The 26224-nt window shown below is 38.8% G+C and carries 27 protein-coding genes; 18 read left to right on the top strand and 9 right to left on the bottom strand.

From position 1 onward, the window contains the following. The first annotated feature begins 17 nt into the window (after positions 1 to 17). Positions 18 to 188 (top strand): CsbD family protein, encoded by a 171-nt coding sequence (locus C7B62_RS08485; RefSeq protein ID WP_106234739.1) that lies wholly within the window; start codon positions 18 to 20, stop codon positions 186 to 188. Positions 189 to 576: 388 nt separating this feature from the next. Further along, positions 577 to 1818: an endo-1,4-beta-xylanase gene (locus C7B62_RS08480; protein ID WP_106234736.1), complete on the top strand. Its 1242-nt coding sequence runs from the start codon at positions 577 to 579 to the stop codon at positions 1816 to 1818. Between the two features lie 61 nt (positions 1819 to 1879). Here C7B62_RS08480 and C7B62_RS08475 read toward each other — a convergent pair whose 3' ends face one another. Continuing rightward, the gene (locus C7B62_RS08475) at positions 1880 to 2326 is read right to left on the bottom strand and encodes a hypothetical protein (RefSeq protein WP_199194111.1); all 447 of its coding nucleotides are present in this window, start codon (positions 2324 to 2326) and stop codon (positions 1880 to 1882) included. A 317-nt stretch (positions 2327 to 2643) separates the two neighbouring features. Here C7B62_RS08475 and C7B62_RS08470 point away from each other — a divergent pair, with 317 nt between their 5' ends. Together C7B62_RS08470 and C7B62_RS08465 are read left to right on the top strand one after the other, a co-directional pair. Beyond that, positions 2644 to 4617 carry a plasmid pRiA4b ORF-3 family protein gene (locus tag C7B62_RS08470; RefSeq protein WP_106234731.1) on the top strand — a complete coding sequence of 658 codons (1974 nt, stop codon included), beginning with the start codon at positions 2644 to 2646 and terminating at the stop codon, positions 4615 to 4617. Positions 4618 to 4782: 165 nt separating this feature from the next. Next, positions 4783 to 5427 carry a GIY-YIG nuclease family protein gene (locus C7B62_RS08465; RefSeq protein WP_106234762.1) on the top strand — a complete coding sequence of 215 codons (645 nt, stop codon included), beginning with the start codon at positions 4783 to 4785 and terminating at the stop codon, positions 5425 to 5427. A 110-nt stretch (positions 5428 to 5537) separates the two neighbouring features. On the opposite strand, the gene C7B62_RS08460 is transcribed toward C7B62_RS08465, so the two are convergent. The 4 genes from C7B62_RS08460 to C7B62_RS08445 all read right to left on the bottom strand — a co-directional run bounded on the left by C7B62_RS08460 (position 5538) and on the right by C7B62_RS08445 (position 10453). Next, on the bottom strand, positions 5538 to 6590 hold the full coding sequence (locus tag C7B62_RS08460) for a fatty acid desaturase (protein WP_106234728.1): 1053 nt from the start codon (positions 6588 to 6590) through the stop codon (positions 5538 to 5540). 342 nt (positions 6591 to 6932) lie between these two features. Further along, complete coding sequence (locus C7B62_RS08455) at positions 6933 to 8273, bottom strand: TrkH family potassium uptake protein (protein ID WP_106234725.1); 1341 nt, start codon at positions 8271 to 8273, stop codon at positions 6933 to 6935. Positions 8274 to 8444: 171 nt separating this feature from the next. Beyond that, the gene (locus C7B62_RS08450; protein ID WP_106234722.1) at positions 8445 to 9437 is read right to left on the bottom strand and encodes a glycosyltransferase; all 993 of its coding nucleotides are present in this window, start codon (positions 9435 to 9437) and stop codon (positions 8445 to 8447) included. A 20-nt stretch (positions 9438 to 9457) separates the two neighbouring features. Next, positions 9458 to 10453, bottom strand: a complete 996-nt coding sequence (locus C7B62_RS08445; protein ID WP_106234719.1) for a DALR anticodon-binding domain-containing protein — start codon at positions 10451 to 10453, stop codon at positions 9458 to 9460. Between the two features lie 40 nt (positions 10454 to 10493). Here C7B62_RS08445 and C7B62_RS08440 point away from each other — a divergent pair, with 40 nt between their 5' ends. The 3 genes from C7B62_RS08440 (at position 10494) to C7B62_RS08430 (ending at position 13258) form a co-directional block, all read left to right on the top strand. Beyond that, positions 10494 to 11201, top strand: a complete 708-nt coding sequence (locus C7B62_RS08440; RefSeq protein ID WP_106234716.1) for a Crp/Fnr family transcriptional regulator — start codon at positions 10494 to 10496, stop codon at positions 11199 to 11201. Between the two features lie 187 nt (positions 11202 to 11388). Next, complete coding sequence (gene fba, locus C7B62_RS08435) at positions 11389 to 12468, top strand: class II fructose-bisphosphate aldolase (protein WP_106234714.1); 1080 nt, start codon at positions 11389 to 11391, stop codon at positions 12466 to 12468. A gap of 133 nt (positions 12469 to 12601) precedes the next feature. Further along, positions 12602 to 13258, top strand: a complete 657-nt coding sequence (locus C7B62_RS08430) for a glutathione S-transferase family protein (protein ID WP_106234711.1) — start codon at positions 12602 to 12604, stop codon at positions 13256 to 13258. 93 nt (positions 13259 to 13351) lie between these two features. Here the strand turns inward: C7B62_RS08430 and msrP are convergent, their stop codons facing one another. Then, positions 13352 to 14359 (bottom strand): protein-methionine-sulfoxide reductase catalytic subunit MsrP, encoded by a 1008-nt coding sequence (msrP, locus tag C7B62_RS08425; RefSeq protein ID WP_106234708.1) that lies wholly within the window; start codon positions 14357 to 14359, stop codon positions 13352 to 13354. 115 nt (positions 14360 to 14474) lie between these two features. Further along, a complete protein-coding gene (locus C7B62_RS08420; RefSeq protein ID WP_106234705.1) occupies positions 14475 to 15161 on the bottom strand; it encodes an HAD-IA family hydrolase in 687 nt (228 codons plus the stop codon). A 197-nt stretch (positions 15162 to 15358) separates the two neighbouring features. Between C7B62_RS08420 and C7B62_RS08415 the strand changes: the two genes are divergently transcribed. The 10 genes from C7B62_RS08415 to C7B62_RS08370 all read left to right on the top strand — a co-directional run bounded on the left by C7B62_RS08415 (position 15359) and on the right by C7B62_RS08370 (position 24082). Then, positions 15359 to 15835 carry a DUF2656 domain-containing protein gene (locus C7B62_RS08415; RefSeq protein WP_233219870.1) on the top strand — a complete coding sequence of 159 codons (477 nt, stop codon included), beginning with the start codon at positions 15359 to 15361 and terminating at the stop codon, positions 15833 to 15835. Between the two features lie 21 nt (positions 15836 to 15856). Beyond that, complete coding sequence (locus tag C7B62_RS08410) at positions 15857 to 16414, top strand: phycobiliprotein lyase (RefSeq protein ID WP_106234698.1); 558 nt, start codon at positions 15857 to 15859, stop codon at positions 16412 to 16414. Between the two features lie 696 nt (positions 16415 to 17110). Next, entirely contained in the window at positions 17111 to 17986 is an 876-nt protein-coding gene (locus tag C7B62_RS08405) for a phycobilisome linker polypeptide (RefSeq protein WP_106234696.1), read from the top strand. Positions 17987 to 18101: 115 nt separating this feature from the next. Next, entirely contained in the window at positions 18102 to 18866 is a 765-nt protein-coding gene (locus C7B62_RS08400) for a phycobilisome rod-core linker polypeptide (RefSeq protein WP_106234694.1), read from the top strand. A 42-nt stretch (positions 18867 to 18908) separates the two neighbouring features. Further along, complete coding sequence (locus C7B62_RS08395; protein WP_106234692.1) at positions 18909 to 19673, top strand: phycobilisome rod-core linker polypeptide; 765 nt, start codon at positions 18909 to 18911, stop codon at positions 19671 to 19673. A gap of 87 nt (positions 19674 to 19760) precedes the next feature. Continuing rightward, positions 19761 to 20069: a phycobilisome linker polypeptide gene (locus tag C7B62_RS08390; protein ID WP_106234689.1), complete on the top strand. Its 309-nt coding sequence runs from the start codon at positions 19761 to 19763 to the stop codon at positions 20067 to 20069. Between the two features lie 173 nt (positions 20070 to 20242). Next, positions 20243 to 20782: a phycobiliprotein lyase gene (locus C7B62_RS08385; RefSeq protein ID WP_106234687.1), complete on the top strand. Its 540-nt coding sequence runs from the start codon at positions 20243 to 20245 to the stop codon at positions 20780 to 20782. Positions 20783 to 20951: 169 nt separating this feature from the next. Further along, on the top strand, positions 20952 to 21581 hold the full coding sequence (locus C7B62_RS08380) for a chromophore lyase CpcT/CpeT (RefSeq protein ID WP_106234685.1): 630 nt from the start codon (positions 20952 to 20954) through the stop codon (positions 21579 to 21581). Between the two features lie 38 nt (positions 21582 to 21619). After that, the gene (locus C7B62_RS08375) at positions 21620 to 21961 is read left to right on the top strand and encodes a CpeR family transcriptional regulator (RefSeq protein ID WP_233219869.1); all 342 of its coding nucleotides are present in this window, start codon (positions 21620 to 21622) and stop codon (positions 21959 to 21961) included. A gap of 255 nt (positions 21962 to 22216) precedes the next feature. Further along, positions 22217 to 24082, top strand: coding sequence for a hypothetical protein (locus C7B62_RS08370; protein ID WP_106234682.1), 1866 nt, complete (start codon positions 22217 to 22219; stop codon positions 24080 to 24082). Between the two features lie 5 nt (positions 24083 to 24087). Here C7B62_RS08370 and C7B62_RS08365 read toward each other — a convergent pair whose 3' ends face one another. Continuing rightward, complete coding sequence (locus C7B62_RS08365; protein ID WP_106234680.1) at positions 24088 to 24894, bottom strand: DUF6816 family protein; 807 nt, start codon at positions 24892 to 24894, stop codon at positions 24088 to 24090. 5 nt (positions 24895 to 24899) lie between these two features. Here C7B62_RS08365 and C7B62_RS08360 point away from each other — a divergent pair, with 5 nt between their 5' ends. Continuing rightward, entirely contained in the window at positions 24900 to 25598 is a 699-nt protein-coding gene (locus C7B62_RS08360; protein ID WP_106234677.1) for a TIGR04283 family arsenosugar biosynthesis glycosyltransferase, read from the top strand. 82 nt (positions 25599 to 25680) lie between these two features. Here the strand turns inward: C7B62_RS08360 and C7B62_RS08355 are convergent, their stop codons facing one another. Beyond that, complete coding sequence (locus tag C7B62_RS08355) at positions 25681 to 26178, bottom strand: Spy/CpxP family protein refolding chaperone (protein ID WP_106234674.1); 498 nt, start codon at positions 26176 to 26178, stop codon at positions 25681 to 25683. Positions 26179 to 26224 lie beyond the last annotated feature (46 nt).

The raw sequence follows: 26224 nt of genomic DNA, 5'->3' as shown, positions 1-26224 counted from the left end.
TTCCAGGAATACTAATTATGAGTACTGAAGACAAATCAAAAAAAATGGCTGACGAATATGGCAAAAAAGCTAAGGAAGCTATGGATCGAGTTACCGACGATCAACCTCCTGAAGTCAAAGAAAGAGTAGATAAAGTGCAAAATGCCGTAGAAAAAACCATAGATTCAACAAAAGACGCTGTTAGCTAACAGACAATGTTAGCTTAGTAAGCAGGATGCAACAACTTCAAAACTGCTTACTTACTTTGCATACATTTAAGCTAGTGTTTTAACTACTGTTATTGCCTTAACTATAGTCATTTCAAATAGAAAACACAGGTTGATTAGTACTAGTTTTCATCATTCATTATTCATCTCTCATCGTTTTGTTCTTGAGGATGAAAGAAACCCACTCTAGGTTATTACTTAAATCAGCAACGCCTTTTTCTGGCTTGGATTAAAAATTTCTTGGTGGCTGCTTCTAGACAAAAAGGTAAAACCATAATATTTATCTATATGACATCCAGATTGATGTGAAGTTAAGATGAAGCTTGATATTTGAACTTTATTATTAATTATTGGTAGTGTTAGAAGTGCTATGAGTAAAAAGAATATTAGCGGACGAAGAGCTTTTCTATTTGCTTTAGGGAGTTTAGGTGGCTTGGGCGCAGCCAACTTACTACATAAATTTAACTGTGACTTAGTATCTGCCCAACAGGACAGTAAGTATTTGAATAATAAAGCTAGCAATAAAGATAATGGTGCAGAAAGCTTACGTAAAATAGCTGCTAGTAAAGGTATCTTGTATGGCGGATTTCATCAAAGATCTCATACTGATTTCCCTCTGGATCTAAAATTTCAGCGTACATTTCTTGAAGATTATGGTTTGATCGTAGGGGGTTTTTTTGGCGTTACAGTAGGGCCATTTGGTTCAAATAATTACAATTTTAGTCAAATAGATCCTTTCTTTAATTTTGCTCAACAAAATGGTCTGGCTTTTCGCGGTCATCCCATGATTTGGAATCAGTATAATTCCCCTTGGTTAGTAGAAAAGTTTAAGTCTCCTAATACTACTAATGCAGAGATTGAGCAAATTTTTACTAATCACATTACTACTTTAGGCAAAAAATATGCAGGTAAAGTCAATTCATGGGATGTGGTGAATGAAGTAATTAATGTTGAAGACGGGAGAGCAGATGGTCTAAGAGATACGATGGTGAGCGGTTTTAATGGTGAAAACTATCCTACTTGGCTAAAGTTTTTAGGAGCAGACTATATTCAACGAGCTTTTGAACTTGCCCATGCAGCAGATCCTGGTGCCAAGCTGGTTTTAAATGAAACTAGTCTAGATTATAGCGATGCTTCGGGCAATAGCTATTGGGAAAAGCGTCGGCGTGCTTTACTAACTTTACTAACTAACTTAAAAGCTAAAGGTACGCCAATTCATGCCCTGGGCATTCAAAGCCATTTATTAGCTCGATTTAACAAGGATTTTGATGGTAATAAGTTCCGTAAGTTTTTGAGTGAAGTTGCCAGCCTAGGGTTAAAAATTATTGTTTCTGAGTTGGATGTAAGCGATACAGAATTGCCAAAAAGTATTGAGGTGCGCGATCGCATTGTGGCAGAATCATACTATGAATACCTTTCTGTAGTGTTAGATGAGCCAGCAGTTACCACTGTGATTAATTGGGGGTTAACAGATCGCTATACTTGGTTGAGCGATTTTGCTCCTCGAAGTGATGGTGCAGAAGTACGTCCCCTGCTACGCGATCGCCAATACAACCGCAAGCCAGCCTGGCAAGCAGTGGCCAGAGCATTAAAAGAAGCTCCTGTGAGGTAAAACTGAACTTCTTAATTAGTTACACAGTTATTGTCATCACACACATAAGTAGTTAAATAAGTTAAGTAAAGGGTTTGATTAGCTTACGCAAGATAGCCAAATCCAAAATCAAACGAGCGATCGCAAAACAGACAATACTTTGCAAAACTAAACCACCTAAAGATAATAGCTCAGATAAAACTAAGTTTGTTTCCACCAAAGCCAATCCTCTAACCAAACCAAAAGCTAATACTGCACCATCTTTTAAATGAGAATTGCGATCGCTCCGAATCACATAACGATAGGTTACGCCAAATAAAAAACCGCTAACTACACCAATTGCTATTTCAATCGCTAATTCAATTCTCCAGATCCCGTTCATAACTCCAGCATTAAAATGCAATGCTGGGATAAAACTTGCGCTCAAGTCTTGAGCTGCTAAAAACAACAACTTAGCCAGGGTAAATGCTCCCGCGCCGATGAGTCCCGCTTTAACAGATTCGATTCTTTCCGTAACTAAACTAGGCACAATTTCCTCTAATAATTTACTCGAACCATGAATACTAGTATCTCTTGTGGTTAATGATTAAATTTCATGGGCTAACTCTTGGAAAAGTAATTTAACAGTTTTAGTAGCAACGTCGCAACTATTATCCTTACTAGTTTTACAGGTTTTCGGCTTGCCTTTTGGCGATCAAAATAATCGGCGTGGTCTAAATTAATTATCAATTGCTTAAATAAGTAAATAAATTTAACACCTAGCTTAATTTCTGATTAATTTATCAGTGTAATTACGTAAATTATTTATTATCAAGGTATGCTCAAGATAGTAGATATCTCAGTGCCATGTCCGTTAATCTTCATCAGCTAGATCAAATCAAAGAATACTCTCAGGCGATCGCTGTCCTAGGAGAATTTGTCAAAGAATTGGTGATTGAATTTAGCGACTCCATTGAAGGTACAACCTATTTGCAGACTTATCTCTCGATGACAGAGTATGTAGGTAGTTGGATCGATCATTTGCTTTATTTTGGTTATGTTTATGAATCAGTAACTTTACCTCAGATGGGGATGAGTAATGTGGAGGTGATTGTTACTCAGATTTTTCCTCAGAAGATTTCTTTGCTCGATCCCGCAGAAGCTAATATGGCAATTCCTGAATTGATTGCTTTCTGGCAGTTTCTCAAACGAGAATATCAACATCCCCAGGCACACAAAATTATTAAGCTTCTAAAACAGGTTAAGTCTAAGTTCCCCAGCATCATGAACGATCAGCGTAATTTTGACCTAGCTAAATTGTCCTTGACGAGGACAGCAAAATTTGAATTGACTAACGAAGCAAAGTTAAATAAGTTACAACACTATCAAAAATCAACCCCAATCAACTTCAGTGCTACCTCACCCAAAACCAATACTTCATTTAATGACTTTGCCGTCGATCAAGAATTACTCCCAGGCTGGACAGAATTAGAACAGGTATTGCAGGAGTTAGGCAAGGAACTATTAACAGAATTTCCCCAAGAAGTGCCTTCCGCTCAAGAATTTCAGCAGCATCTAGCAAATATGACCCGAAAGCAAGTTCAGCCAATACCCGATATGTCTCAACCAGCGATCCCGCAGGGTAGGCCGAGCCTAATCGCTATTCTGCAACAGCAAGAAATTACTCAAACCACTCCAGGAAGTATATTACAAGACTTCCAAACACTCCTGGATTTTATTGGTCAAGAGGGAATAACTGTGGGAGGTAAACGTAATTTGATTCCCCAAAAATCCCTGGCTCAAATTAATCAGCAGTTAGTTGAACCAATTCAAACCGATCTCCAGCGTCCCCAACAAAAGTCTTATCCGACCATTAACGGGCTATATTTATTGCTAAGGGCGACAGGGATGGGCAAGTTGCAACAGGGTAAAAAAACGCAGCTGGTTTTAGACCCCGTACTGCTTAATGATTGGCAACAGATGAATTTGACCGAGCGCTATTTTAATTTACTCGTAGCCTGGTTAATCATCGCCAATGAGGAGATGCTGGGGGAACGAGGATATATGACCGAGGGGACAAGATGTCTACAATATTGGTCAAAAATGCCCGCTCAAGGGGAAAAATTTCCAGATTATCAAACACAACAAAACCTAAAATATTATCCAGGGTTTCATAATCTCGCTTTGATGAAGCTTTTTGGGCTAGTGCAGGCTGGCTATGGTAAACCAGAACCAGGCAAAGGTTGGCGAGTTAAAAGCGTCAAGCAAACAGCTTGGGGCAAAGCATTACTTCAGACTGCATTTGAGGGTTGGACTTATCCTGAAATGATTTGGGACGATGAACAACCTATAGATATTCAGTTTGACAAACTCCAGGCAATTTTGCAGCCCTACTTTCCTCAGTGGCAGAAAATTATTGAACTACCTCAAGTTGAGTCTATCAATGGAATCTATGTTTTCAAAGTTAGTTGGCAGCAGATTTGGCGACGCATTGCTATCGCTAGCGACATGACTCTCTGGGATTTGAGCCAATTGATTTTGCTGTCTGTTGATTTTGACTGCGATCATCTAGATATGTTTAGCTACAAAAACCGACTAGGACGTACTGTGCAGATAGTTCATCCCTATATGAATGAATCACCCTCTACGGATGAAGTAAAAATAGCTGATTTACCTCTAGAGGTAGGATCGGTGATGGAATACCTGTTTGATTTTGGCGATAACTGGGAGTTTCAGCTACAGCTTGAAGAAATTAAATCAGATCTTCGTCCAGGATATGGTGAGATTATCGCTAGTGAAGGAAAAGCTCCCGAACAATATCCTGATTGGGAAGATTATTAAATACGTCTGATGTGAATTACTTCGCTCTAGTTTATTTGTTTTTAGCTTTTAGCTTTTAAAAATCACAATAATTATGAGAATTTTGATTACGATTGTTGTCTAGAAACGTTGCGAGGGAATTTTACCCAGCTAGGATAAGAACTGTACTTACTTAACTTTATGGTCGTGGAATCTAATCACAATAATTCTTTAGAACATCAAAACGTACCCATCGCCCATCAAGGGTTACATAGTTTTTTGTATAGCTCTGAGGGTGAACATAGTGCAGAAGATGCTTCTGCCATCATTGATTTTGATGAAACAGAGATGGTAGAGATTTCCGTTTGGGAACAGCAGATAGAAAATAGTAAAGTAGCAGGAGTCTACGCTGTTCTAGATAGCGATCGCCTTTATCAATATATTGGTTATTCTAGAGATGTTCGGCGCTCTCTCAAAGGACACATTACTCAAAACGGAACTCAAGTCTGTAGTTATATCCGAGTTAAAACCTTTAAGTTTCCCAAACGTCAGTCAATGGAAGCATTAAGAGATGAATGGCTGGCTGAATTAAATTATCTTCCTGCTGGTAATACAGGAGACAACACTTGGGCGAGTACTATTGGCGAAGCTGCCAAAGCAACCATGAGCGAAAGTGAAAGAAACGCCTATGAAGAGAAAAAGCTGAAGTTACGCAAAGCAATGGCAGATACAACTTTAATTGACGAATTAAAAACGCAAACTAGCCAAAGCGAAACAGAAATACAGCGTCGGCAAAAACTAGAAGCCGCGGTTAAAAATGATGACTGGAGTTCAGTTATTGAATCTCAATAATTAGGTAAACATAATTTAGAAATTTTAAAAGGATCTGGTTAATAACCAAATCCCTTGAACAGCTAGCATTGTAAATTTAAACTGTAGTTTGAGCGATCGGCAACAAACTTCTATTGAGATATACGATATGCTTCGATACTTTGGTAATTGTTTTCCTCTTCATAAAGATGACAAAATTTAGTCACCTTCTGCACTAATTCCCAATTAAAGGTACAGTCTGGATAAAGATATTCACCCCAATTATCAACCAAACTTTGATGAGCCTGACGCAAATTGTACCAAGGAATAGCAGTACTCAGGTGATGGGGAATATGCACGTTAATATCGTGACAAAGAAATTCTACCCACCCAGGATACTTACAGTTTACTGTTCCTGATAACTGAGCGATCGCCTCATTCCATTCACTTTCTGGTTTAAAAGGAATTTCAGGCATAGTGTGATGGAACATAGTAAAGGTACTCATCCAGAAATGGTATACCAGCCAAGGCATCAGCCAAAATTTAATCAAGCCTGTAATGCCGAAAGTAAGTAACACGGCTGAATAAGCTAAACCACCACCAATCACGACTAGCAACACGGAAAAACGTACCTGTTCCCTTTGCTTGCCTTCAAACTTACTCCAGGTAAAGTGCAGTTTTGCCCAATGAGCGATCGAACCCATCCACCAAAACCAACCACGCATACGGCGATATAGCCACTGTAGGAGAGGAGAAGCGTTGTCATAAGTTTTGGGGGTAAAAGGCGACCAAGCATTATCTATATCTAGCTTATTTGTATGCTTATGATGATGATTGTGTAAAATGCGCCAAGCATGATAGGGATAAATAATTGGCAAGGTCATAATATGCCCAACCAGATCATTCACCCAAATACGATTGGAGAAAGAGCGATGACCACAATCATGAGCAATCACAAAAAAACCTTGTAAACTAGTACCTAAAAATATCCAAGCAATAGGTAATAAATACCAAGGCGATACTGCAACTAACCAATAGCCCAAAATTACGCAAATAACATTGATGACTACCTTTGTCCAAGCCTTGCGGGAGTTTTTAACAAAAACTTCTTTAGGTAAGGTATTGATGATGTCTCTAAGCTTTATGTCTTCAGACAAATTTGGGGATTGAGGAGATTCTGGACTTTGACGAAATACTGCTGTCATAAAACTTGTTGGACGATTTAAATATTATCTAGAGGGGCTTGTGCAAAATACTGCCCAATAAAATGTTGTTAAAGAGCGTTTTACTTATAGGCATGAAGATCAGATTCCTCACGAAATTCATCATGGGAATGAGCAATTAGCCGATTTTTGACAGTAACAGCTAACTTGTCCGCAACTGAACCAAAAATTTTAAGAATATTGCTTTTTTTACAATCCTTAATACTTATATCACAGTTGGGTCAACTATTAAGTTTTGGATTAGGGAAAATTACTCTGTCTAACACTTAAAACCAATAAAATATTAAATTTAAATATCCAGCCGAACTATTTCGCTGCTTTAGCCTAACCTACAAGCAAATTTTCTTCTGGATAATGCAAGCCACTGGGGCTAGGATCGCCAATCAAAGCAGCAATTAGAAGCAGAATATTAACTCGACCGATATACATTGCCAAAACAATGAGAAGTTTAGAGGCAACGCTTAAACTACTAGTGATGCCTGTAGATAATCCTACGGTGCCAAAAGCAGAAACTACTTCAAACAACACAGGTAGTAGCTGAGAATTAGCCTCTAGAGAAGAAATTAAGATAGTAATTAAGACAATTGAGGCTGCTGTGCCAAAAACTACGGCGATCGCTTTAAGAATCAAAGTGCTGGGAACTTCTCGCTGATAGATAATCACCTGATTTTTGCCCTGTAAAACCGATTTAGTGGTGTTGTACATAATCCTAAAGGTGGTGGTTTTGATGCCGCCTCCTGTCCCGCTAGGGCTAGCACCAATAAACATTAAACCCATAGTAATAAATAAGCCCGCAGTAGTCATTTTGCCAACATCAATGGTATTAAATCCAGCAGTTCTTGTCGTCACAGACTGAAACCAGGCTGCCAAGAATTTGTCCTTAAAACTAAAGGCTGCCAAAGTTTGAGGATTATTCAATTCGGTCAAGAAAAACGCCACTGTTCCTGTTAAGAGCAGTAAGATAGTCGTAGTTACTACTACTTTAAAATTAAGGGAAAAACAAAATCTTTCAGCCTTGCCTTTAATCCTGCTAACAGTCCACAGATACATCTCGATAATGACCTGATAGCCAATACCGCCGAAGATAATCAAACCAGAAATAACTGAGTTAACTATCCAGCTGGAATGATAACTAATTAAGTTATCGGAGAACAAACTAAACCCAGCATTGTTCCAGGCGCTGATGCTGTGGAAAGTGGCATACCATAGTCCTTTTGACCAACCTTGTTGAGGAACAAAGGCGAGCAATAATAAAAAGATGCCAGTAATCTCAAAGAGCATTGTAGTCGCAATGATCGATTTCATCAAATTGCTGCTGCCCTGTAAAAATGGACGATCAAAAGATTCTTGAATGGCAAATTTTTGTCTTAAATCAAACTTTCTCCCCAAAAGTAAAATTAAAAACGTGGTGCTAGTCATATAGCCAAAACCACCAACTTGGGCTAAGAGGGCAATAACCAACTGTCCCCAAAAAGAAAAATAAGTTCCCGTATCCACTACCGCTAAACCAGTTACGCAGACGGCGGAAGTAGAGGTGAACAAAGCCACGACTAAACCTTGCCAATTCAAAGTGTCTGAATTTGTGGTAAATGGCATCATCAGCAGTATGGTGCCAATTGTAATCACAGCCAAAAACCCGATACAGATTGTACGAGCAATAGTCATAGCAAAATATACAGTTTTTGATTATCGATTTGAATTAAAATTATAAAACTTAGCTGCATCAACACAATGATTGGAGAAAAGTCATCCTGAAGTCACAATAGTTTTCATCATATAGCAAATATTGTCTAAAACTGTTGGACAGTTGATAGTGACCGTCAACGTTAATTTAACTTAGAGTTGTTTTTCTGGAGTTGGGAGCAACGACTTAGTAAGTTCCTGCCATTCTGGCGAACTAGTTAAGCTGATGGCATCAAACTCAACTCCCCAGTTATGAGCAAAATCAGCAAAACTTTCGATCCAGGTAATTAAAGTTTCAGCACCCGAATTAAACCGATAATTCCAGGCTTGTCGAAGATATTCCATAGTTTCTACTTGATGTCCTGTGTAATGAAGATACCAAGCAATCCAGACTAAGGTACCGTGACGCACAGAATGTTCCATTAATCTAACTTCTGGTGGTAAATTAGGCTGACTAAAAAAATCATTGGTCACCGCTACTAGGGAGCGAGCTTGAGGTAAACCTTTGTGCATAGCGCTAGATTCGTGCTGACGATAGCAAACGGTTATTTGTTTTAGCCAAGCAGTTTTACAGCCTTTTAAAGCAAGCTTGAGAACTAAATTGGTATCTTCTGCGGGAGGAAACCGAGCATCAAATCCCCCCACATACTGCAACCATTCTCGACGAAACATCATGGCGCTAGGCAATACAGGCTTCCAGCGTAACCAGTTGGCAAGATTTAATTCTGGAATTTGTACCCAAGGGCGTACATTTAGTAGTTTATTGCCTTGATGATCGACTCGCTGCCAGCCACTATGAATTATGCCTAAATCTGGTCGTTTAAGCAGCATTTCTGCCTGAAGAGCTAGCTTTCCTGGTAAAAAATAATCATCCGCATCTAAAAAGGCAATAAAATTAGCTTTGGCGATCGCAATTCCGTGATTACGAGCTGCTGCTACTCCCTGATTTTTTTGTTTTACATAGCGTAAGCGATCGCGATAAGGTTTTAATACTGCCTCGGTGGCATCTGTAGAACCATCGTCAATAATAATAATTTCATAACTACAGTCTTCTTGTTGGAAGACGCTTTCAACCGCCTGAACAATATATTGAGCGCAATTATAAGCAGGAATAATTACGCTGACGGCAGGTTCGGCATTGATCATGGCTATATTTATCTTTGATTTTATAATTCCCTTGGTGCTGCTACTCCTAATTTTTCTACCAGGATCTTCTCTAACCAAAATTGAACTAGAACAATTAACCCCAGACGAGCGATCGCTTTTTGGGGATATTTTTGTTTAACCTCTCCCAGAAAGCGGCAATCCGCTAGAAAAATTGCTGTGTTTTGGCTTAAGTTTAAAGCTAGTTTTGACCAACGGCAATCACTGTTGTCTACCCACGAGTCGGATATAGTCATTAACTGTTGGAGTAAATTATATTCGGCTATCTCAGAAAGCCATAAGTTATGTTCTCGATCTAACCAGGGAATTGATTCTGGTTGTGTAATTTGTGCTTGGTTATCTGCTAAGGTAATCAGGTTTTCTCTTGCTCCCAAACGTAGCAAGCTACAGCAACGAGCATGAATATATTGAGCAGGAAATAATTTAGTTGGGGTAGTATCTAGAGTATAAATTGCTCTAGCAGTTAATTGTGGTTGATTAATTCCGTTATTTTGACTCCAGCAAAGCGATCGCCCTAACCAATCAGCAATAAACCTAGCATCTAGATAAAAGTTAATCCAACCAGAGGAAACTATTTCTGTTAATAGCTGCCTGCGCTCTAAATCAGGATCGTCTTTTGAAGTTAGTAAACAGGCTAGTTGTTCCATAATTGTTTGAGGCGACTGCTGTAAATTTGCTGCCAAAGACATACCAAGAGGACAACTATAAATAATTGGCAGATACTGCACTTTCGCTAAATCACTACTGTTGGTTCTCAAGCAGTAATTTCTCCAAGATGTTGGGCTACTTTTTCCAGGAAAAACCTCAACTTTAACTTCTAGTAGATTTGTCAGTAACTTTGGTTCAATTTTTACATTCAGCTTTTGTTGATATAAATCTAAAATTAACAGTAGTTCTTGTTTTAATAGATTCTTGACAGAAATACCTAGTTTTTTCTGATTAAATCGTAGTTTAAAAAAGTTATGTGAATTTGTTTTTTTTGATACATTGCTGTCCATGTAAAATCAAATATGCATTAAGTTTATTTTGCCTTTCACTATGCAACCTGCCGAAAACTCGTCCGAGGAATCTAAAACCAGCTTTACCTGGCAAAATATCATTGACTGGGCGCAAACTCATTATCGCGATCGCATTTTTCACAAGGATGAACAAATACCTGCTCGCCCTCAGCTAATTTACCTAGTTAATCAAGGTGCTGTGCGTTTGGTAAGTCAAACTAAAAATGTAACCCCAGAAATGCTTGAGATAAATTTGGCCCAAGCAGAATTAGATCTTTTGGAAGAATCATTTTTGGGTTTTGTAGGGGCAGAAAAACCCTTTGAAATTGTGACTCAATCTAGTTTTCAGATTCAGGCTTATGCTCATGTGGATGAAACTCACATTGCTTGGCTATATTGGCAGGATCTCAAAAACTGGCCTGGTTTTCGGCAACAGCTATACGAAGTTTTTCGTTATCAACACCAGCGTAAATTACTTTGGCTGAGTGCTTTGGGGCAGAGAAAAACAATCGATCGCCTCACCAGTTTCCTCACTCTTCTACTCGAAGAATATGGCGTAGAACAACAAGAATATTGCTGTCTGCCCTATAGCTTAACCCATGCTCAAATCGGCAGTGCGATCGGCTCAACTAGAGTTACGGTAACTAGGCTGATGGGAAAATTGCGCCGTCAAGGAATTATCAAAGTTCAAAGCGATAATTCTATTTGCATCAATAGCCTCAAGCTTTTAGAAGCAAACCAAGAATAACTATTACCACATAAATTTCTCTGCCAAATTCTCAGTGGAAAACTAGCTATAACCAAAAGTTATTTTGAGGTCATTAGCAAATTATATTAGTCTAGATGTAAAAAATATCTTAAGATTGACAAGTAAGAAGTTTAAATTTCTTAAAAACTTATCTATTTGACAAGAATATAAATTAGGGAGAATATATATGGCGCTCGTCCCAATGCGTTTGCTTTTAGAACACGCTGCTGAAAATAACTACGGTATTCCTGCTTACAACGTCAACAACATGGAGCAAATTATCTCCATTATGGAAGCTGCAAATGAAGCTGACAGTCCTGTCATTTTGCAAGCTTCTCGTGGTGCGCGTCAGTATGCTGGCGAAAATTTCCTGCGTCACTTAGTTATGGCAGCAGCAGAAAGCTATCCCCATCTTCCCATAGCTATGCACCAAGATCATGGTAATAGTCCAGCAACTTGCTATTCGGCAATTCGCAACGGCTTTACTAGCGTTATGATGGATGGTTCTTTAGAAGCAGATGCCAAAACTCCTGCTAGCTTTGAGTACAACGTTAATGTTACCGCAGAAGTTGTTAAAGTAGCTCACTCCGTTGGTGCTTCTGTTGAAGGTGAACTAGGTTGTTTAGGTTCATTAGAAACTGGTAAAGGTGAAGCTGAAGATGGACACGGTTTTGAAGGTGCTTTAAGCAAAGACCAACTATTGACCGATCCTGATGAAGCAGTAGAATTCGTAGAACGCACTCAGGTAGACGCTTTAGCAGTGGCGATCGGTACTAGCCATGGTGCGTACAAGTTTACTCGCAAACCTACTGGCGAAATCCTCGCGATCAGCAGAATTGAAGAAATTCACCGTCGTTTACCTAACGTTCACTTGGTAATGCACGGTTCATCTTCCGTACCTCAAGAGTGGATCGACATTATTAATGCCAATGGTGGTAAAATCCCCGAAACTTATGGTGTACCTGTAGAAGAGATTCAAAAAGGAATCAAGAGTGGTGTACGTAAAGTTAACATCGATACTGACAACCGTTTGGCTATTACTGCTGCTATTCGTGAAGCAGCTTTCAAAGATCCTTCCAATTTTGACCCCCGCCACTTCCTCAAGCCTTCCATTGCATACATGAAAACTGTCTGTCTCAGACGTTATGAAGCGTTTGGTACTGCTGGAAATGCTGGCAAAATCAAGCAAGTTTCCTTGGATGACTATGCTGCTAAATATGCTAAAGGCGAACTGTCTACTAGCAACAAAACAACTGTCTCTGTATAGGTTTAAAAATACCTAACAAGATCAGACCAGATAAATATAACTGGATTTAATATGTATAAGAGTGGTCAACTATAGCCACTCTTTTCTTTTTTTTATCTAGACTGGATTGTCAATTCTTTGAGAGGTTTTAATCATGCTGAAATTTTACTATTCGCGTCTTTCAATCAATGCTCGTCGAGTTTGGGTAACTCTTTTAGAAAAAAATCTAGAGTTTGAACCAGTATTATTGAAACTCAACGGCGATCAATTTAAACCAGATTTTTTGCAGCTTAATCCTTTTCATCATATTCCCGTATTAATAGATCGAGACTTTAAAATTTTCGAGTCTTTGGCAATTTTAGATTATCTCGAAGCTAAATATTCTGATCCTTCTTTCATGCCTACCAATGCTGAGGATATAGCTAAGGTACGTATGATTGAATTAGTAACCGTTAATGAACTGCCTCCTGCTTCTATTGTGTTGATGAAACAAATGCTCGATTTAACAGTTGAAGAGCAGAAAATCAAACAAGCTGAACAAAGTATGGCAACAGTATTGCAATATTTTGAAGACAGTCTCATCGAAGATCAACTTTATTTGATTCAAGAACAATTAACTTATGCCGATATCGTGGCAGGAACAGCAGTTGCCGCAATTCCTAATCTCGGAATTAGTTTAAAAACATATCCTAAAGTAACCAAATGGATTGAAAATTTAAATCAGCGCTCTAGTTGGCAGCAAACAGCACCCTCTTCGGCAGAAATTGAACAGTCAAAAGCAGTTATGAAAGCAATTTTACAAAAACGCTAACTGTTGCTTTTGGGCAAACATAACAAACATAAAATAAGAGCAGATTAAACAGATTTAGTATAAACTCTATTGGCTGAAGACGACTCATGGAACTTACGCTCTATATAACTGGCTTACATATTCTCCATAACCGTTGTAGGGCAATGTTTCCTTAATTTCCCAAGATAATCCAGGCCCTGTGCTAATAAACTTCTCTGTTGCCTGTGACCATCGAGGATGAGGTACATCAGGATTGACGTTAGCCTCAAACTTATATTCGTTAGGGTCTAGGGTATTCCAGTATGTGGCAGGTTGTTCTGCTAAAAATTCAATTTGAACAATCGATTTTGCTCCTTTAAAACCATATTTCCAAGGTGTTACCATGCGTAACGGTGCGCCGTGTTGTTTAGGTAAATCGTGACCAAAAATACCCGTGGCAAAGAAAGCTAAATCGTTAGCCATTTCTTCAATGCGTAATCCTTCCGTATAGGGCCAAGGTAATGAGCCAAGATGGAAACCAGGACCTTTAGTGATCTCTGGATCGTAGAATGAGGTAAAACTAACAAACTTTGCCTTAGCAGTGGGTTCAACGTCTGCTAATAAAGCCTTCATTGGGAATCCAATCCAAGGTAAGACCATTGACCAAGCTTCCACACAGCGGAAACGGTAGACTCTTTCTTCTTGAGGAAATTTTCGTTTTAAATCATCCAGATCATAAGTTTGAGGATTCTTAATTAACCCCGCCACCTCTACTTTCCAGTTTTCTGTAGGCAGCTTTTGGGCATCTAGCCAAATTTTCTTGGTTCCACCAAATTCATAGAAATTGTTGTATTGTGCGGCGACCTTTTCTGCGACAATCGGTCTATCTACCTGCTGAAAATCAGGATTTTTAGTAAATGAGTCGATCTTTGGCAAGTTAATACTTTTTTCCAACTCTACCGCCGAGGCAGATTTGCCAATTCCTGATGTGCTACCCTGACATCCAGTCAGAGGTAACAGACTAGCACCGATACCAGCACCAATTAGAGTTTTAATAAAGCTACGGCGATTGTAGTAAAGTCTTGGGGGAGTAATTTGATTTTCTGATATTGACCACGATTGAGGGATACGAATCAAAGTCATTAGAGATCGATAAAATATTTTTTAAAGGAGTAGCTAACTTTACTAATTGTAAACAGATCTTGTGCCGATCTTTTGCTCAAGTTTTTTCAAGTTCAAAAACATCAAATATTTTAATTTAATCCTGAGTAATTGCTTCATACCCTGGTAAACCCCAGTCTTGCGGGTCAAACTTAGTCATCGATCCAAGTATCTGATCTGCTGCTTCAAACAACCGAAAATCAAAGACAGCATCGGGAATTACCACTACAGACATGCCTGCGGCGATCGCTGCCTGCATTCCCGCCACCGAGTCTTCAAACACTAAACACTGTTCTGGATTAGCTTTTAATCTTTTGGCTGCTAGTAAAAATATATCTGGTGCTGGTTTTCCCAACTCAATCTCAGGATCATCCCCTAAAGTAGTAATTTCAAATAGCTTCAACCATTGCTGATGATTGATAGTTTTCATCTCAAAATGATGGCGAGAAGAACTAGAAGCGATCGCCTGGGGAATATGATGATTAGCTAGATGCTGGATTAGTTCAACTGTTCCTGGTAAAACTTTGGCACTGCTATATAGGGGATAAAGCAGCTTGTTACGTTCTACTAAATACTCCGTTGCCGTCAGGGGAAGCTGAAGTAGATCGACTAAAATCCTTGCTGAATCTAAAGTCGGTCTTCCAGCGATCGCCATTTTGGCTGACCGATCAAAAGTCTTGCCATAACGATTAACCACTTCGCTATTGACTTGTTCATGTAATGATTCTGTGTCTAACAGCAATCCATCCATGTCATAGATCACGTGAGTAATAGACTTAAACATAAACTTTATCAGTAGTGGCAGATGGATACTCAAATATACCTGAGTATGATTAACACAACGATAAAAGTCAAAAGTTAAGAGTTAAATTGATGAAAAACCTCAACCTTGATCAAGACCTAACTTTGGTTAGATAGAAAATGCGATCGCGTCTCTGTTATGTTGGAAGATAGCCTTTGATTTAGAAATACTTAAATATTGTGAGCGCTCAATCTATGGGGAGAATGTTACTCTCGCACAATTTCAATCTACACAATCATGAACTGCCTACGTTAAACAGAGAAGAGTTTACCCAAATATTTATTGATGGACTACAAGGCAAAGAGAATATTAACTGTAGCTTAATTGAAAATCCTCATTGGGTCGTGGAAATACTATTCCCTGTAGATAAATTTGAACCGCAAGAGATTGGTCAGATGTGCGGGGAGATCCTCACCAACAAACGAAAAAGTCAACAGCTTGACTCGACCGTGGCGATCGATACTTTAATTTTAGGAGGCAAAAAAGCTACTCCCGTTGCTAGCACATCCCCCACTTCTTTACAAACTGGTGAATGGGGGGTTGATGTGGTGGAAACTTTGGCAGCAGAAGCATTCCTGGCTGAGATTAATTGGCATAATCTGACCGCTGGTAAATCTGGCGAGCGCATTTTTAAAATTGAATTTCTCAAGGCTTAGTCTTTTTTAACTAACTAACTAATGAACACCATCGTATTTGAACAATTTTTTGCTGACTGCATTGGTAATTGGCAGTCCGATCGCACTTATCATTATCTAGCTTATCAAGAAATTGAGCGATCGCAAACTACTTTTGAAGTGCAGCCGTTAACCAGTGAACAAAAAAGTAAGGTACTTCTTGATAATGCTTACGACCAGCTAGATAATCTAGAGAGTTTACCAGGGTTTAACTTGGGTTTCTATACGATTTCGGAAAAAGGGGAAGAGAAAAAACAGAATCTTAATCTGATGTTTGTCCCCAAGTCGGAGACAAATATGTTGCTAGAAGGAGATTATTTGCGCGATCGCGCTTACGAAGAAGATCGACCAATCGTTTCTCATTTCAGCTTCGATCCAAAAACCAGAGAATTATTAATGACCACCAACTATACCCGTGTGGTTTCCGTTGACTCTATTACTCTTACTAACCCTACTTTACGTATTCGACAAATTCTTAATTATGCCAAGCCTAGTGAAGGACAACCGCTTGAAAACGTCCTTTTGGCTGGCTTTGGCGTAGAACAAAAGATTCTCAACTAATTTAAAGCTGAAATTTGTTAAATACTCTGCTTATTGCTTAACAATTGTTTATCAAGTTCTCATTAAGTTTTACAAAACTTGATAGGATCGGTTCTAGCAGCATTGTATAAATAGACTGTAAACCTCACTCCCGATTCATATTAATTGAATTAGGCTGAGATTTACACATGCTAGGTGTGAAAAAAGGTCGATTTATACTTTGTCTTGAAAATTTGTCTTGAAGACTTATGTTTAAGATTTGAGATTTAGGTCGAACACCTTTTAAAATTACGCTGTATTATACGGTGTCTTAATATTATGGTGCTAGAACTCTTGAGAAAAAGACTCTATCCCAAGATATTTGTAATTAAATAAATTGGCGTACAACGACTTGAGTACCTGTTGAGTAATGAAATATTAAAGATTAAGTTGTTTGATATTTTCCTACTTTGCTTTTGCTCAGTTAGCCAAAAAAGTTTATTTCCCATATTCAGGAAATGAAGCTGTGATGAGCATTGAACGAGCAGTAGATAAAAATATCTGAGCTTAGATCTGCTTGTCGAGTTTGTGTATCTACATAAAACTCACCCTTAAGCGTTTGTATTAAACTATTACAGCCTAATGTTTAGCTAGATCTAAATCTAGCAATACTTAGGGCATACTAAAACAATACATCGTGTAAAAAAAATTAATTCCTAAATCAAGGAGATTTATTAAATGACATTTGGACCAGCATCTGAATTAGGTGTCGGCTTATTTGAAGATACCCCTCCTTTTGAATACATACCTGGTCGTTCAGAAGAAGAAGTAGAGAGCATCATCCGCGCTGTCTACAGACAGGTACTCGGCAACGCTTACATTATGGAAAGCGAAAGAGCGACTGTTCCTGAGTCTCAGTTTAGACTAGGACAACTAAGCGTCAGAGAATTTGTTAGAGAAATCGGCAAGTCTAATGCTTACATTTCTCGTTTCTTTGAAACTTGCCCTCGCTATCGCTTTATAGAACTAAACTTTAAGCATTTCCTTGGTCGTGCGCCCAATGGCTATGATGAAATGAAAGCTCATAGCGCCATTTTGGATGAAGGTGGTTGGGAAGCCGAAATTGATTCTTATCTTGATAGTGACGAATATCAAGAAGCCTATGGCGAAAACTTTGTGCCATTTTATCGTGGCTATAAGAGTCGTCCTGGTCAAACTATGGTGGAATTCACTCATATGTTTGCTTTGGCGCGTGGTGCTTCTTCCAGCGATTTCAAAGGCAGTTTATCAGGCAAGACTCCTGTATTAAACAAAAATATAATTCAAGGTACTCCTCTGGCAGTAATTCCTCCTTCTGGTGGTGCTGTTGGTGATGGTTGGTCTTTCCAAGAACCTGCTTTGGGTGCGCGCACTCGTCAGGGTTCTGGTGCAGGAGAAAACGGCAAAGTATACCGTATCGAAGTAACTGGTTATTCTTCCCGTGCCGTTAACCGCGTATCTAAGTTCCGTCGTAGTAACAAGGTATATTTAGTGCCTTACGAGCAGCTGTCCCAAGAATACCAACGTATTCATAAACAAGGTGGCAAAATCGCTAGTATTACACCTGTAAACTAGCTGCTTGAAGCCTATTAACCATCACTGCCCTTAAAGGCTAAAGCTTTTGAGTAGTTTTAGTTTTTTTAGGGTGGGGCAATTTGATAAATCAATATTTATTCAGGAGAAATTTAACATGGTAGCAGTAATTGATGCTCCCTTTGAAGTCCAAAGCAATAGCAACGCTGATGACAAGGCGATCGCTATTCGCGCAGTCTATAAACAAGTGTTGGGTAACCCTCACGTCATGGAAAGTGAGCGCTTAGTCAATGCTGAGTCACAGTTTTGTAATGGCAGCATCAGTCTGAGGGAATTTGTACGGGCTGTAGCAAAATCAAATTTTTATCGCGCTCGTTATTTTGAAAGCTGTGCGCCCTATCGTTTTGTGGAGTTAAACTTCAAGCACTTGTTGGGACGTGCTCCAGCGGATCAAGCAGAACTTTCAGAACATATTCAACGCTGTGTGAACGAAGGTTATGATGCGGAAATCGATTCTTATATTGATAGTGTCGAATATAGTGAAAAATTCGGTGAAAACATTATTCCTTTCTATACTGGTGCTACTAGCACAGTAGGTCAAAAGCAGGTAAACTACAATCGTACTCTTTCTTTGCTTCAAGGGATTGCAGGAGTTGATAGTGCCAAGAAAAATTCTCGTTTAGTAGATAGCGTAGCTACCAATAGTGCTATTGCTGCCAAGAGTGTAACCGCTAATGGACGGATGTCTCCTTCTCCAGATGCTACGGCTAAAAGATTTAAAATCGTCGTCAGAGGCGCTAAATTTGATAGTCCTCGCCGTCTTAGTAACACAGAGTATATCGTACCAGGCGATCGCATGACTCCCCAGATTCAGCGCATTAACCGCACTGGAGCAAAAATCGTCAGTATTACTGAGATTTAAACGTCTTTTAGCTAGTAGATAATCATATTCAGGAGTACAATCATGTCATTTTGGGTAACGGATTTAGATCCAGTTGAACTACGAGAACGTCAACCAAACCAAGATTTTAATATCATTATTCGTCAAGCTTACAAACAAGTATTGGGCAACGCCTATTTGCTAGAGGGAGAAACTTTAGAAACAGCCGAGTCTCTATTTAGGAATGGCGATCTGACTGTACGCGGTTTTGTTAGAGCGATTGGACAATCTGAGCTATATCGCTCTTTATTTTTTGAAACCTGTTCACAGTATCGTTTTATTGAAATGAACTGTAAGCACTTTTTAGGGCGTGCACCTTTAGATCAAGCAGAAATTTCTAAGCACGTACAGATTTATAACAATTTGGGTTACGAAGCAGAAATTGATTCATACATCGATAGTGATGAATACTTAAATGCTTATGGCGAAAACACTATTCCTTGCCCTCGTACAGAGAGCAATCAGCGCACTATCTTGAATGTTGGTTTTAATCGCACCTACGCTTTATATAATGGCTACGCTAGTAGTGATAGTGTTACCAATAAAGCAACGTTAATCTCTGATTTAGCTGCCAATAAGCCGACTGCAATTGTCTTTCCTAAAAAGAGTTCTGGTGGTACTCCTGGTAGCAACAACAAACGCTTCCGCATTAAGGCGACTAAAGCTAGTATTGGCTCGATTAACCGCCTTAGTAACCAAACCTATGAGGTTAATTACGAGCAGTTAAACGCCAAAATCAAAAACTTACATCGGACTGGGGCAAAAATTCTCAGTATTAATGAAGTTTAGGATAGCCATCGGCTATTAGTCCAGCACAGTGAATACATTGGGGGAGGAGCTAAATTTTTCCCCAGCAAAAAGGAGGAAATTTAGAATATGTCAGGAATGATTACTACTGGAGATACTAACATTAGTACCTATGGCAATCGCACGATCTCTATAGATGTCACTGGGGTTTGTCGTCAAGATGTAATGCGGACTAGTAACTATACGGTGAAAGTGCCTTATAGTCGAATGTCTCAGACTATTCAAAGTATTAACCGCATGGGAGGTAAAGTAGCAGGTATCTCTTTGGGCAATAGTAAAATTGAAGCTGCACCTGCTACGCCTGCTGAGGCAGAAACAGAACATCAGGAAAAACCTGAAAAAAGTTCTGGCGGGAGAAAGAACCGCAACCGCAAGTAAGTTTAAAATTTGATGGTTGAAGTCAATCTTTAACTATCAATTAGTCATCACTTAATTTTCTAGCGGTATCCAAGGATGCTGCTAGGAATTAGTCAAACTGAACCATAACAGTTCCCATAAAATAAAAATTAATTAAAACTTTTTTAGCTAAATACTTCTAAAGCGAAAAATCCATGAACATTGATGAATTTGTCGAACGTTCTTTGGGCAAGTGGCGATCGCAACGTAGCGCACATCATCTAGCATTTCACCACTTTGAAGAAGTTACTTCCCAAATTGAAATTTTGCCTCTAGAAAACGACGACGAGAGAGTAATTGCTTTGTGTAAAGCAAACCAAATAGATCCCCATCTAGTTACTAGTCCTTTTTACATGACTTGGGAGGGAGAATCTGATTGGGATGAAGACGAAATCTTGGCTGGCTCGACGGTGTTAGTTCCTGTTCCAGATCTAGACAACCCAACTCAGGGAAGACTATTGAGAGAACAAGGATATGCGGAAACCGTGGCGGCGATCGGAGAATATCAACTGATCGAAGATGGTTCTTTTGTGCTACATACTCAATACGAGCGAGCAACTGCTGAAGAAAAAATTTGGTTTGCCACGCCAAACTTGCGGTTTCGAGTATCTTTGATTAAAACAGGAGACGGCAAAGGAGTTACCACAGCTTCTTTCTCTTCTGAGATTCGTGTTTTAAATTTGGCTGATGAGTAATTCAATCTGGCTGAGAATAAATGCTAGGTGGCAATATTAAACACAGCTTAAAAGTATTAGTACGAACGACTAAAACTGCTTTGATTGATCTGCGAATCTCTAAGAAAGATCTTTTTTAAATAATTTTTTGCTTTAAAAACTTTATAACCAGTAAATTAAATACAAGAAAATGTTGACCAGAGAAAATCATTCAGCACAAGACAATAACTTGCTTCATGAGCTAGCTCGTCTCATGTCGGGAGATTTTTCTAACCGTCAACAGTCTGATGCCGATCCTCAGAATTATGCTCATATTCGGATTTTTTTCCGTCCCCTGCCCTGGGATTTTTTTTCAGGCATTGGCTTTTATTCTGAGCAGGTATACGATTACAATCTCTGGAATCCTTACCGTCAAGGAGTTCATCGCCTCATAGATCGGGGAGATGATATTTATATTGAAAACTATAGTATTCAAGATGCAGAAAATTATGCAGGTTCGGGTCATAATCGCGATATTTTGCTAACTATTCCCCCAAACTCCATTGAACGTCGCTATAACTGTTCGATGGTGTTTCGCAAGGAGGGAGGAATCTTTCGCGGTAGTGTAGAACCTGGAAATAAATGTCTGATTCACCGCAAAGGCGTAAATACTTATCTCATTAGTAGCGTTGAACTGACGGAAACTACTTGGATCAGTTGGGATCGAGGTATGGATCTAAACAGTCACGAGCAGATTTGGGGTTCGGCAATAGGACCATTAAAGTTTACCAAGAAAGAAAGTTTTGCTCATGAATTACCTGAAATAGGCGAGAACAGGTAAATATTCAATTAAAAATGCCAATAAGTTAATCAATAAAAATGATTATTACATCGGAGCTAACAGTAAGAGGTATGCTACCACCAGTAGCTCGCAAAAAAATGCAAGCTTGGATTAGAAGTCGTCATTTAATTTGTTCGGGTAATTTTTTCATTCTTGAAACTTTAGAGTATTCCACAATTGAGAGGTTTGAAGAATGCGTCCAAGGCTTAGGTGGAACTTTTATTTCCGTTGAACCTGTCCGTAAAGTTTGGATTGGAAATCATCGTCAAGTAATCTTATATCAGGCGAAGGCTAGTTTACATACTCCTCACCACGAATTAAAACAGTATTGGATTAAATACGGTGGCTTTTATACCAGATTTGACGATAAATCTTGCTAGTGGCGATCGCGAAGCCTGGGCAAAGCCCAATCGCCAAAAATCATTTGATGATAATTATTTCTCTCTCAAATAAAAGCCGTTTAAGTAATACTTAAGATTACTAATAGTGACTATTTAAGCAACTTAAGCAACTGTGTAATACTAAATCCTGTTAGACGTACAATAAGTCAAAATAACTGTATAAGTTCATTTGTTCATGTGTGTGCAGTTGAAATAAGTTTAAAGTTTAAATTAGACCTCGGAGACTAGATAAATATGCCACGTAAAAAAACCAAGTCGACAAAATCTCAATCTACTAACAGACCTCGTAAAACAGTAAGTTTTCTAGAAAAGTCGCAAGTAGGAATTTCTCTAACTCCCCAGGCGGTAAAAAATCTCAGTGAAATTGTCGAATCTACTGGTCTATCTAAATCAGAGGTTGTAGAAAGCTTGGTTACAGGAAATTTAGCGATCGCCAGTCAGATAGCAGCCAAAACAATTTCTATTGAATCAGATAATAATGATGATCCTGAAAATATCGCTACCAAAATTCAGGTATTAGACACTAATGCAGCTAGCGATAATCAGCCACAAATAGAAAAATCATCTGAGAGCGAGCAAGGTAAATCTCCTGCTTTGCTTGAGTTAAAGGAAAAAATTAAAGAACACAAGGCAAACTATCAAGCATTAAAAAAATACGCCGAAGAGCAAGAAGCATTAGTCAAAAAATTGATCGCCCAGATAGAATCACAAAAAGGTCAAGAATCAAACGAAGATAGACAAAATATTGAGCAGTTAGAAGCGCAATTTAATCAAGAATTAAATCAACTCAAGCAGCAGTTAGCAGAGCGAGAAGCAGGACAAAAAACTACAGCAGAAAGTTTGATAACTAGTGAAGCCAAAATTAGAGAGCTTGAGCAGCAGTTATCTACACAGCAAGATAGTGATAGTGCTATACAAACCCAGCTAGCCGAAAAAGAATCAGCCTTAACTCAACTACAGCAACAGTTAGATGACAAGCAGGGACAGATTGACAGTCTCAATAGCGATCGCGATCAGGCACAAACCCAGCTAGCCGAAAAAGAATCAGCTTTAACTCAACTACAAAATCAGTTAGCCGAAAAGCAAGGCGAAATAGACAATCTCAGCCAAATTCAAACCCAGTTAGCCGAAAAAGAATCAGCACTAGCTCAACTACAGCAACAGTTAGATGACAAGCAGGGACAGATTGACAGTCTCAATAGCGATCGCGAGCAAGCACAAACCCAGCTAGCCGAAAAAGAATCAGCTTTAACTCAACTACAAAATCAGTTAACCGAAAAGCAAGGCGAAATAGACAATCTCAGCCAAATTCAAACCCAGTTAGCCGAAAAAGAATCAGCACTAGCTCAACTACAGCAACAGTTAGATGACAAACAGGGACAGATTGATAGTCTCAATAGCGATCGCGAGCAAGTTCAAAGTCAACTATCTAAAGCATCTGATAGTAGTCAAAATCTGCAAATTCAATTGACCGATGCTCAACAACAGCTAGGAACATTTGGGGAGCAAATCCAACAGCAGCAAGGAGAACTAGATCGTCTTCGTGCAGATCATCAAAATAGCCAGAAACAACTCAATGATAAGCAAGGGCAAATTGTTGATTTAGAACAGCAGATGAATCAGCAAAAAGTTCAGATTAACGAACAAAATAGAGTTAATCAGGACTTACAACATAAAGTTATACAGCAAGAGCAGCAGGTAACAGAATTGTCGCAGCAGATTGCAGCCACAGAACAGGCAATTAACCAAACAAAAGAACAGCTTAAGCAAGAAATAGCACAAAAAGAACAGCAGGTTGCTAGTTTGAGACAAGAGACGACTAAACGTAGCGAATTAGAAATACAAATAAGCGATCGCATTAAACTAATTGAACAGCTTAATCAACAACTAGAAGAACAGGAGAAAAATAATGGCTTGTTAGATTTAAAAGGCAATGAACAACAGGGGTTGATCGAAAGCTTGCGATCGCAATTAGCAGAACAATCATCCTTAACCGAGAAAATCAGTACTTCTAGTACTTACAAAACTTGGGCAATAATTCTACTGGGAATTTTATTGACTCTAGCTTCAGTAATTTCCGCTCAGTCTTATCTGTCCTAGGTTGCTCATTGCTCACTGTTCATTGTCAAATGATAGCGATATAAAGCAACAGGGCGATCGCCTGCGGTAAAATAATCAGGATCTTGAGGCGAAAGATAAATTGCCGTCATTTGTTCGGCGCTAATATTACCAGCATCTAATAACCGATAGCTAGAGGTTGTTTCTACTTCGTTAAGATAGAGTCTTTCAGGAGATCTAAATAGCTGCTGGGTAACTTCTGTGGCGATAAATTGACGATCTTCAGGAATTTCTCGACCTCTACCTGTTATTTTAGAAATTAGCTTACGTTCGCCTTTGAGAAAAGTTATTTGCTGATTCGGGTTATTAGGATCAATTTTTACTTTATAGACATTATCATTCCCCAAATATGCTTCAGCAATCTTAGTACCATTAAACGCCCGATCTGCCACTACTATAGGTTGCTTTGATTTAAAAAAGGATAGCAATTCTTGGTGGGGAGTGTAATATTCTGTACCAAATCTAACTTGAAAAGCGATCGCCCGATCCAGATACTGCTGATTATCTTCAAATCCAGGCGTGACAATATTTGGCGCGAGGGGAGCAATTTGTTCAATTAGGGTACTAGTCACATTCCAAGTTCCCGCCATCCACTCAGGATATTCTAAGTCGCCTTTAGCAAGTTTGATTGGGGGTTTATTTGTCCACTGGGGAAATTGCTCAATGCGCTCTGATAAAGAAGCAGCAACAGCAATTGAGTTAAACCCAAACAAAATTAGGCAAACTAAGATAATCTCGCTTAAATGCTTGAAGATTTGACCGAATCTATGTTTTAAAGTAGTATTGTCCCTCATTAAATATGGCTCAATATATTATTAGCATTATTATCCCAGTTCTTGACGAAGGGGCGATCATTGGACAAACTTTGGCACAGTTAACGCAGTATTCAAAAATAGAAATTATTGTTGTCGATGGTGGAAGTCAAGATAAAACAGTTGAGATCGCTTCCTTCGCAGCTAAAGTCATTACTGTGACTGGCAAAGGTAGGGCTGGACAAATGAATGCAGGCGCTAATTTAGCTCAGTCAGATATTCTCTTATTTCTTCATTCAGATACTCAACTACCACCAAACTTTGTCGAACTAGTAATCCACACTTTAAACCAAAACCAGGTCATTGCAGGGGCGTTTGAATTAGCGATTGATGGTTCAGATATATCTTTACGTTGGCTGGAAATGCTGGTAAAAGTGCGATCGCATCTATTATCTCTACCCTATGGCGATCAGGCACTTTTTATCTTTAAACAAACTTTCCAAGAGGCTGGTGGATTTGCTGATTTACCGATTATGGAAGACTTTGAATTTATTCAACGAATAAAAAATAGAGGTAAAATTGCGATCGCCCCTGCTGCGGTCACAACTTCGGCAAGACGGTGGCAAAAGCTAGGAGTGTGGCAAACTACCGCGATTAATCAACTGATGATTGCTGGTTATTACTTGGGTATTTCTCCTGCCCAACTAAGTAAGTTTTATCGTTATAGAAGAAAACGTAAATCATGAACTTTGTTCAAAAAATCGACTACGTTAGGCAACTTAAACAGAAATTATGGGTATGTTCAAGATGTTAAACATTAATTCAGCTCTATTTAACAGTGGCATAATTTTTAACTAATTCGCGAAACTTTTGCCGCTGCTGAGGAGTCAATATTTCTCTAATAGCCAGCATACTATCAAAGTGTAATGATTCCATTTTTGAACGTAAAGCACTTAGCTGACGATTTTTAGCTTTGAGTGACTCTATTGGTTCTGTCCCTACCATCATGTCTGATAGCTGCTGTTGTAATTTGGTAATGCTCTGCTTTTGATTAATTATTTTTTGTTGATATTGAAGATGAATCTGTTTAATCTGCTGCTGCTGTTGTGTGGTCAGATCTAACTGCTGAAACAAACTCAATGCTCGATTTTTGGGTGTTACAGAAGCAGGGCGTTCGGCAATGATGGTTTCAGTTGGAAACCGATAACTTTGAAACAATGACCAAGAATAATCAGCAAAGACAGGTAGGCTGTAAAAAATTGACAGAGCGATCGCTAATAGAGTCAATAAGTATCGCTGTCGTCGGACTAAAGCTTGAAAAATCATTAATAAATTTAAAAAAATAAAATGTATTTTATTTAAAAATTAAAGT

The sequence above is a fragment of the Pleurocapsa sp. CCALA 161 genome (assembly GCF_003003995.1).
In the GTDB taxonomy this organism is placed as follows: Bacteria; Cyanobacteriota; Cyanobacteriia; order Cyanobacteriales; family Xenococcaceae; genus Waterburya.
This window is presented reverse-complemented; position numbering and strand designations above follow the sequence as displayed.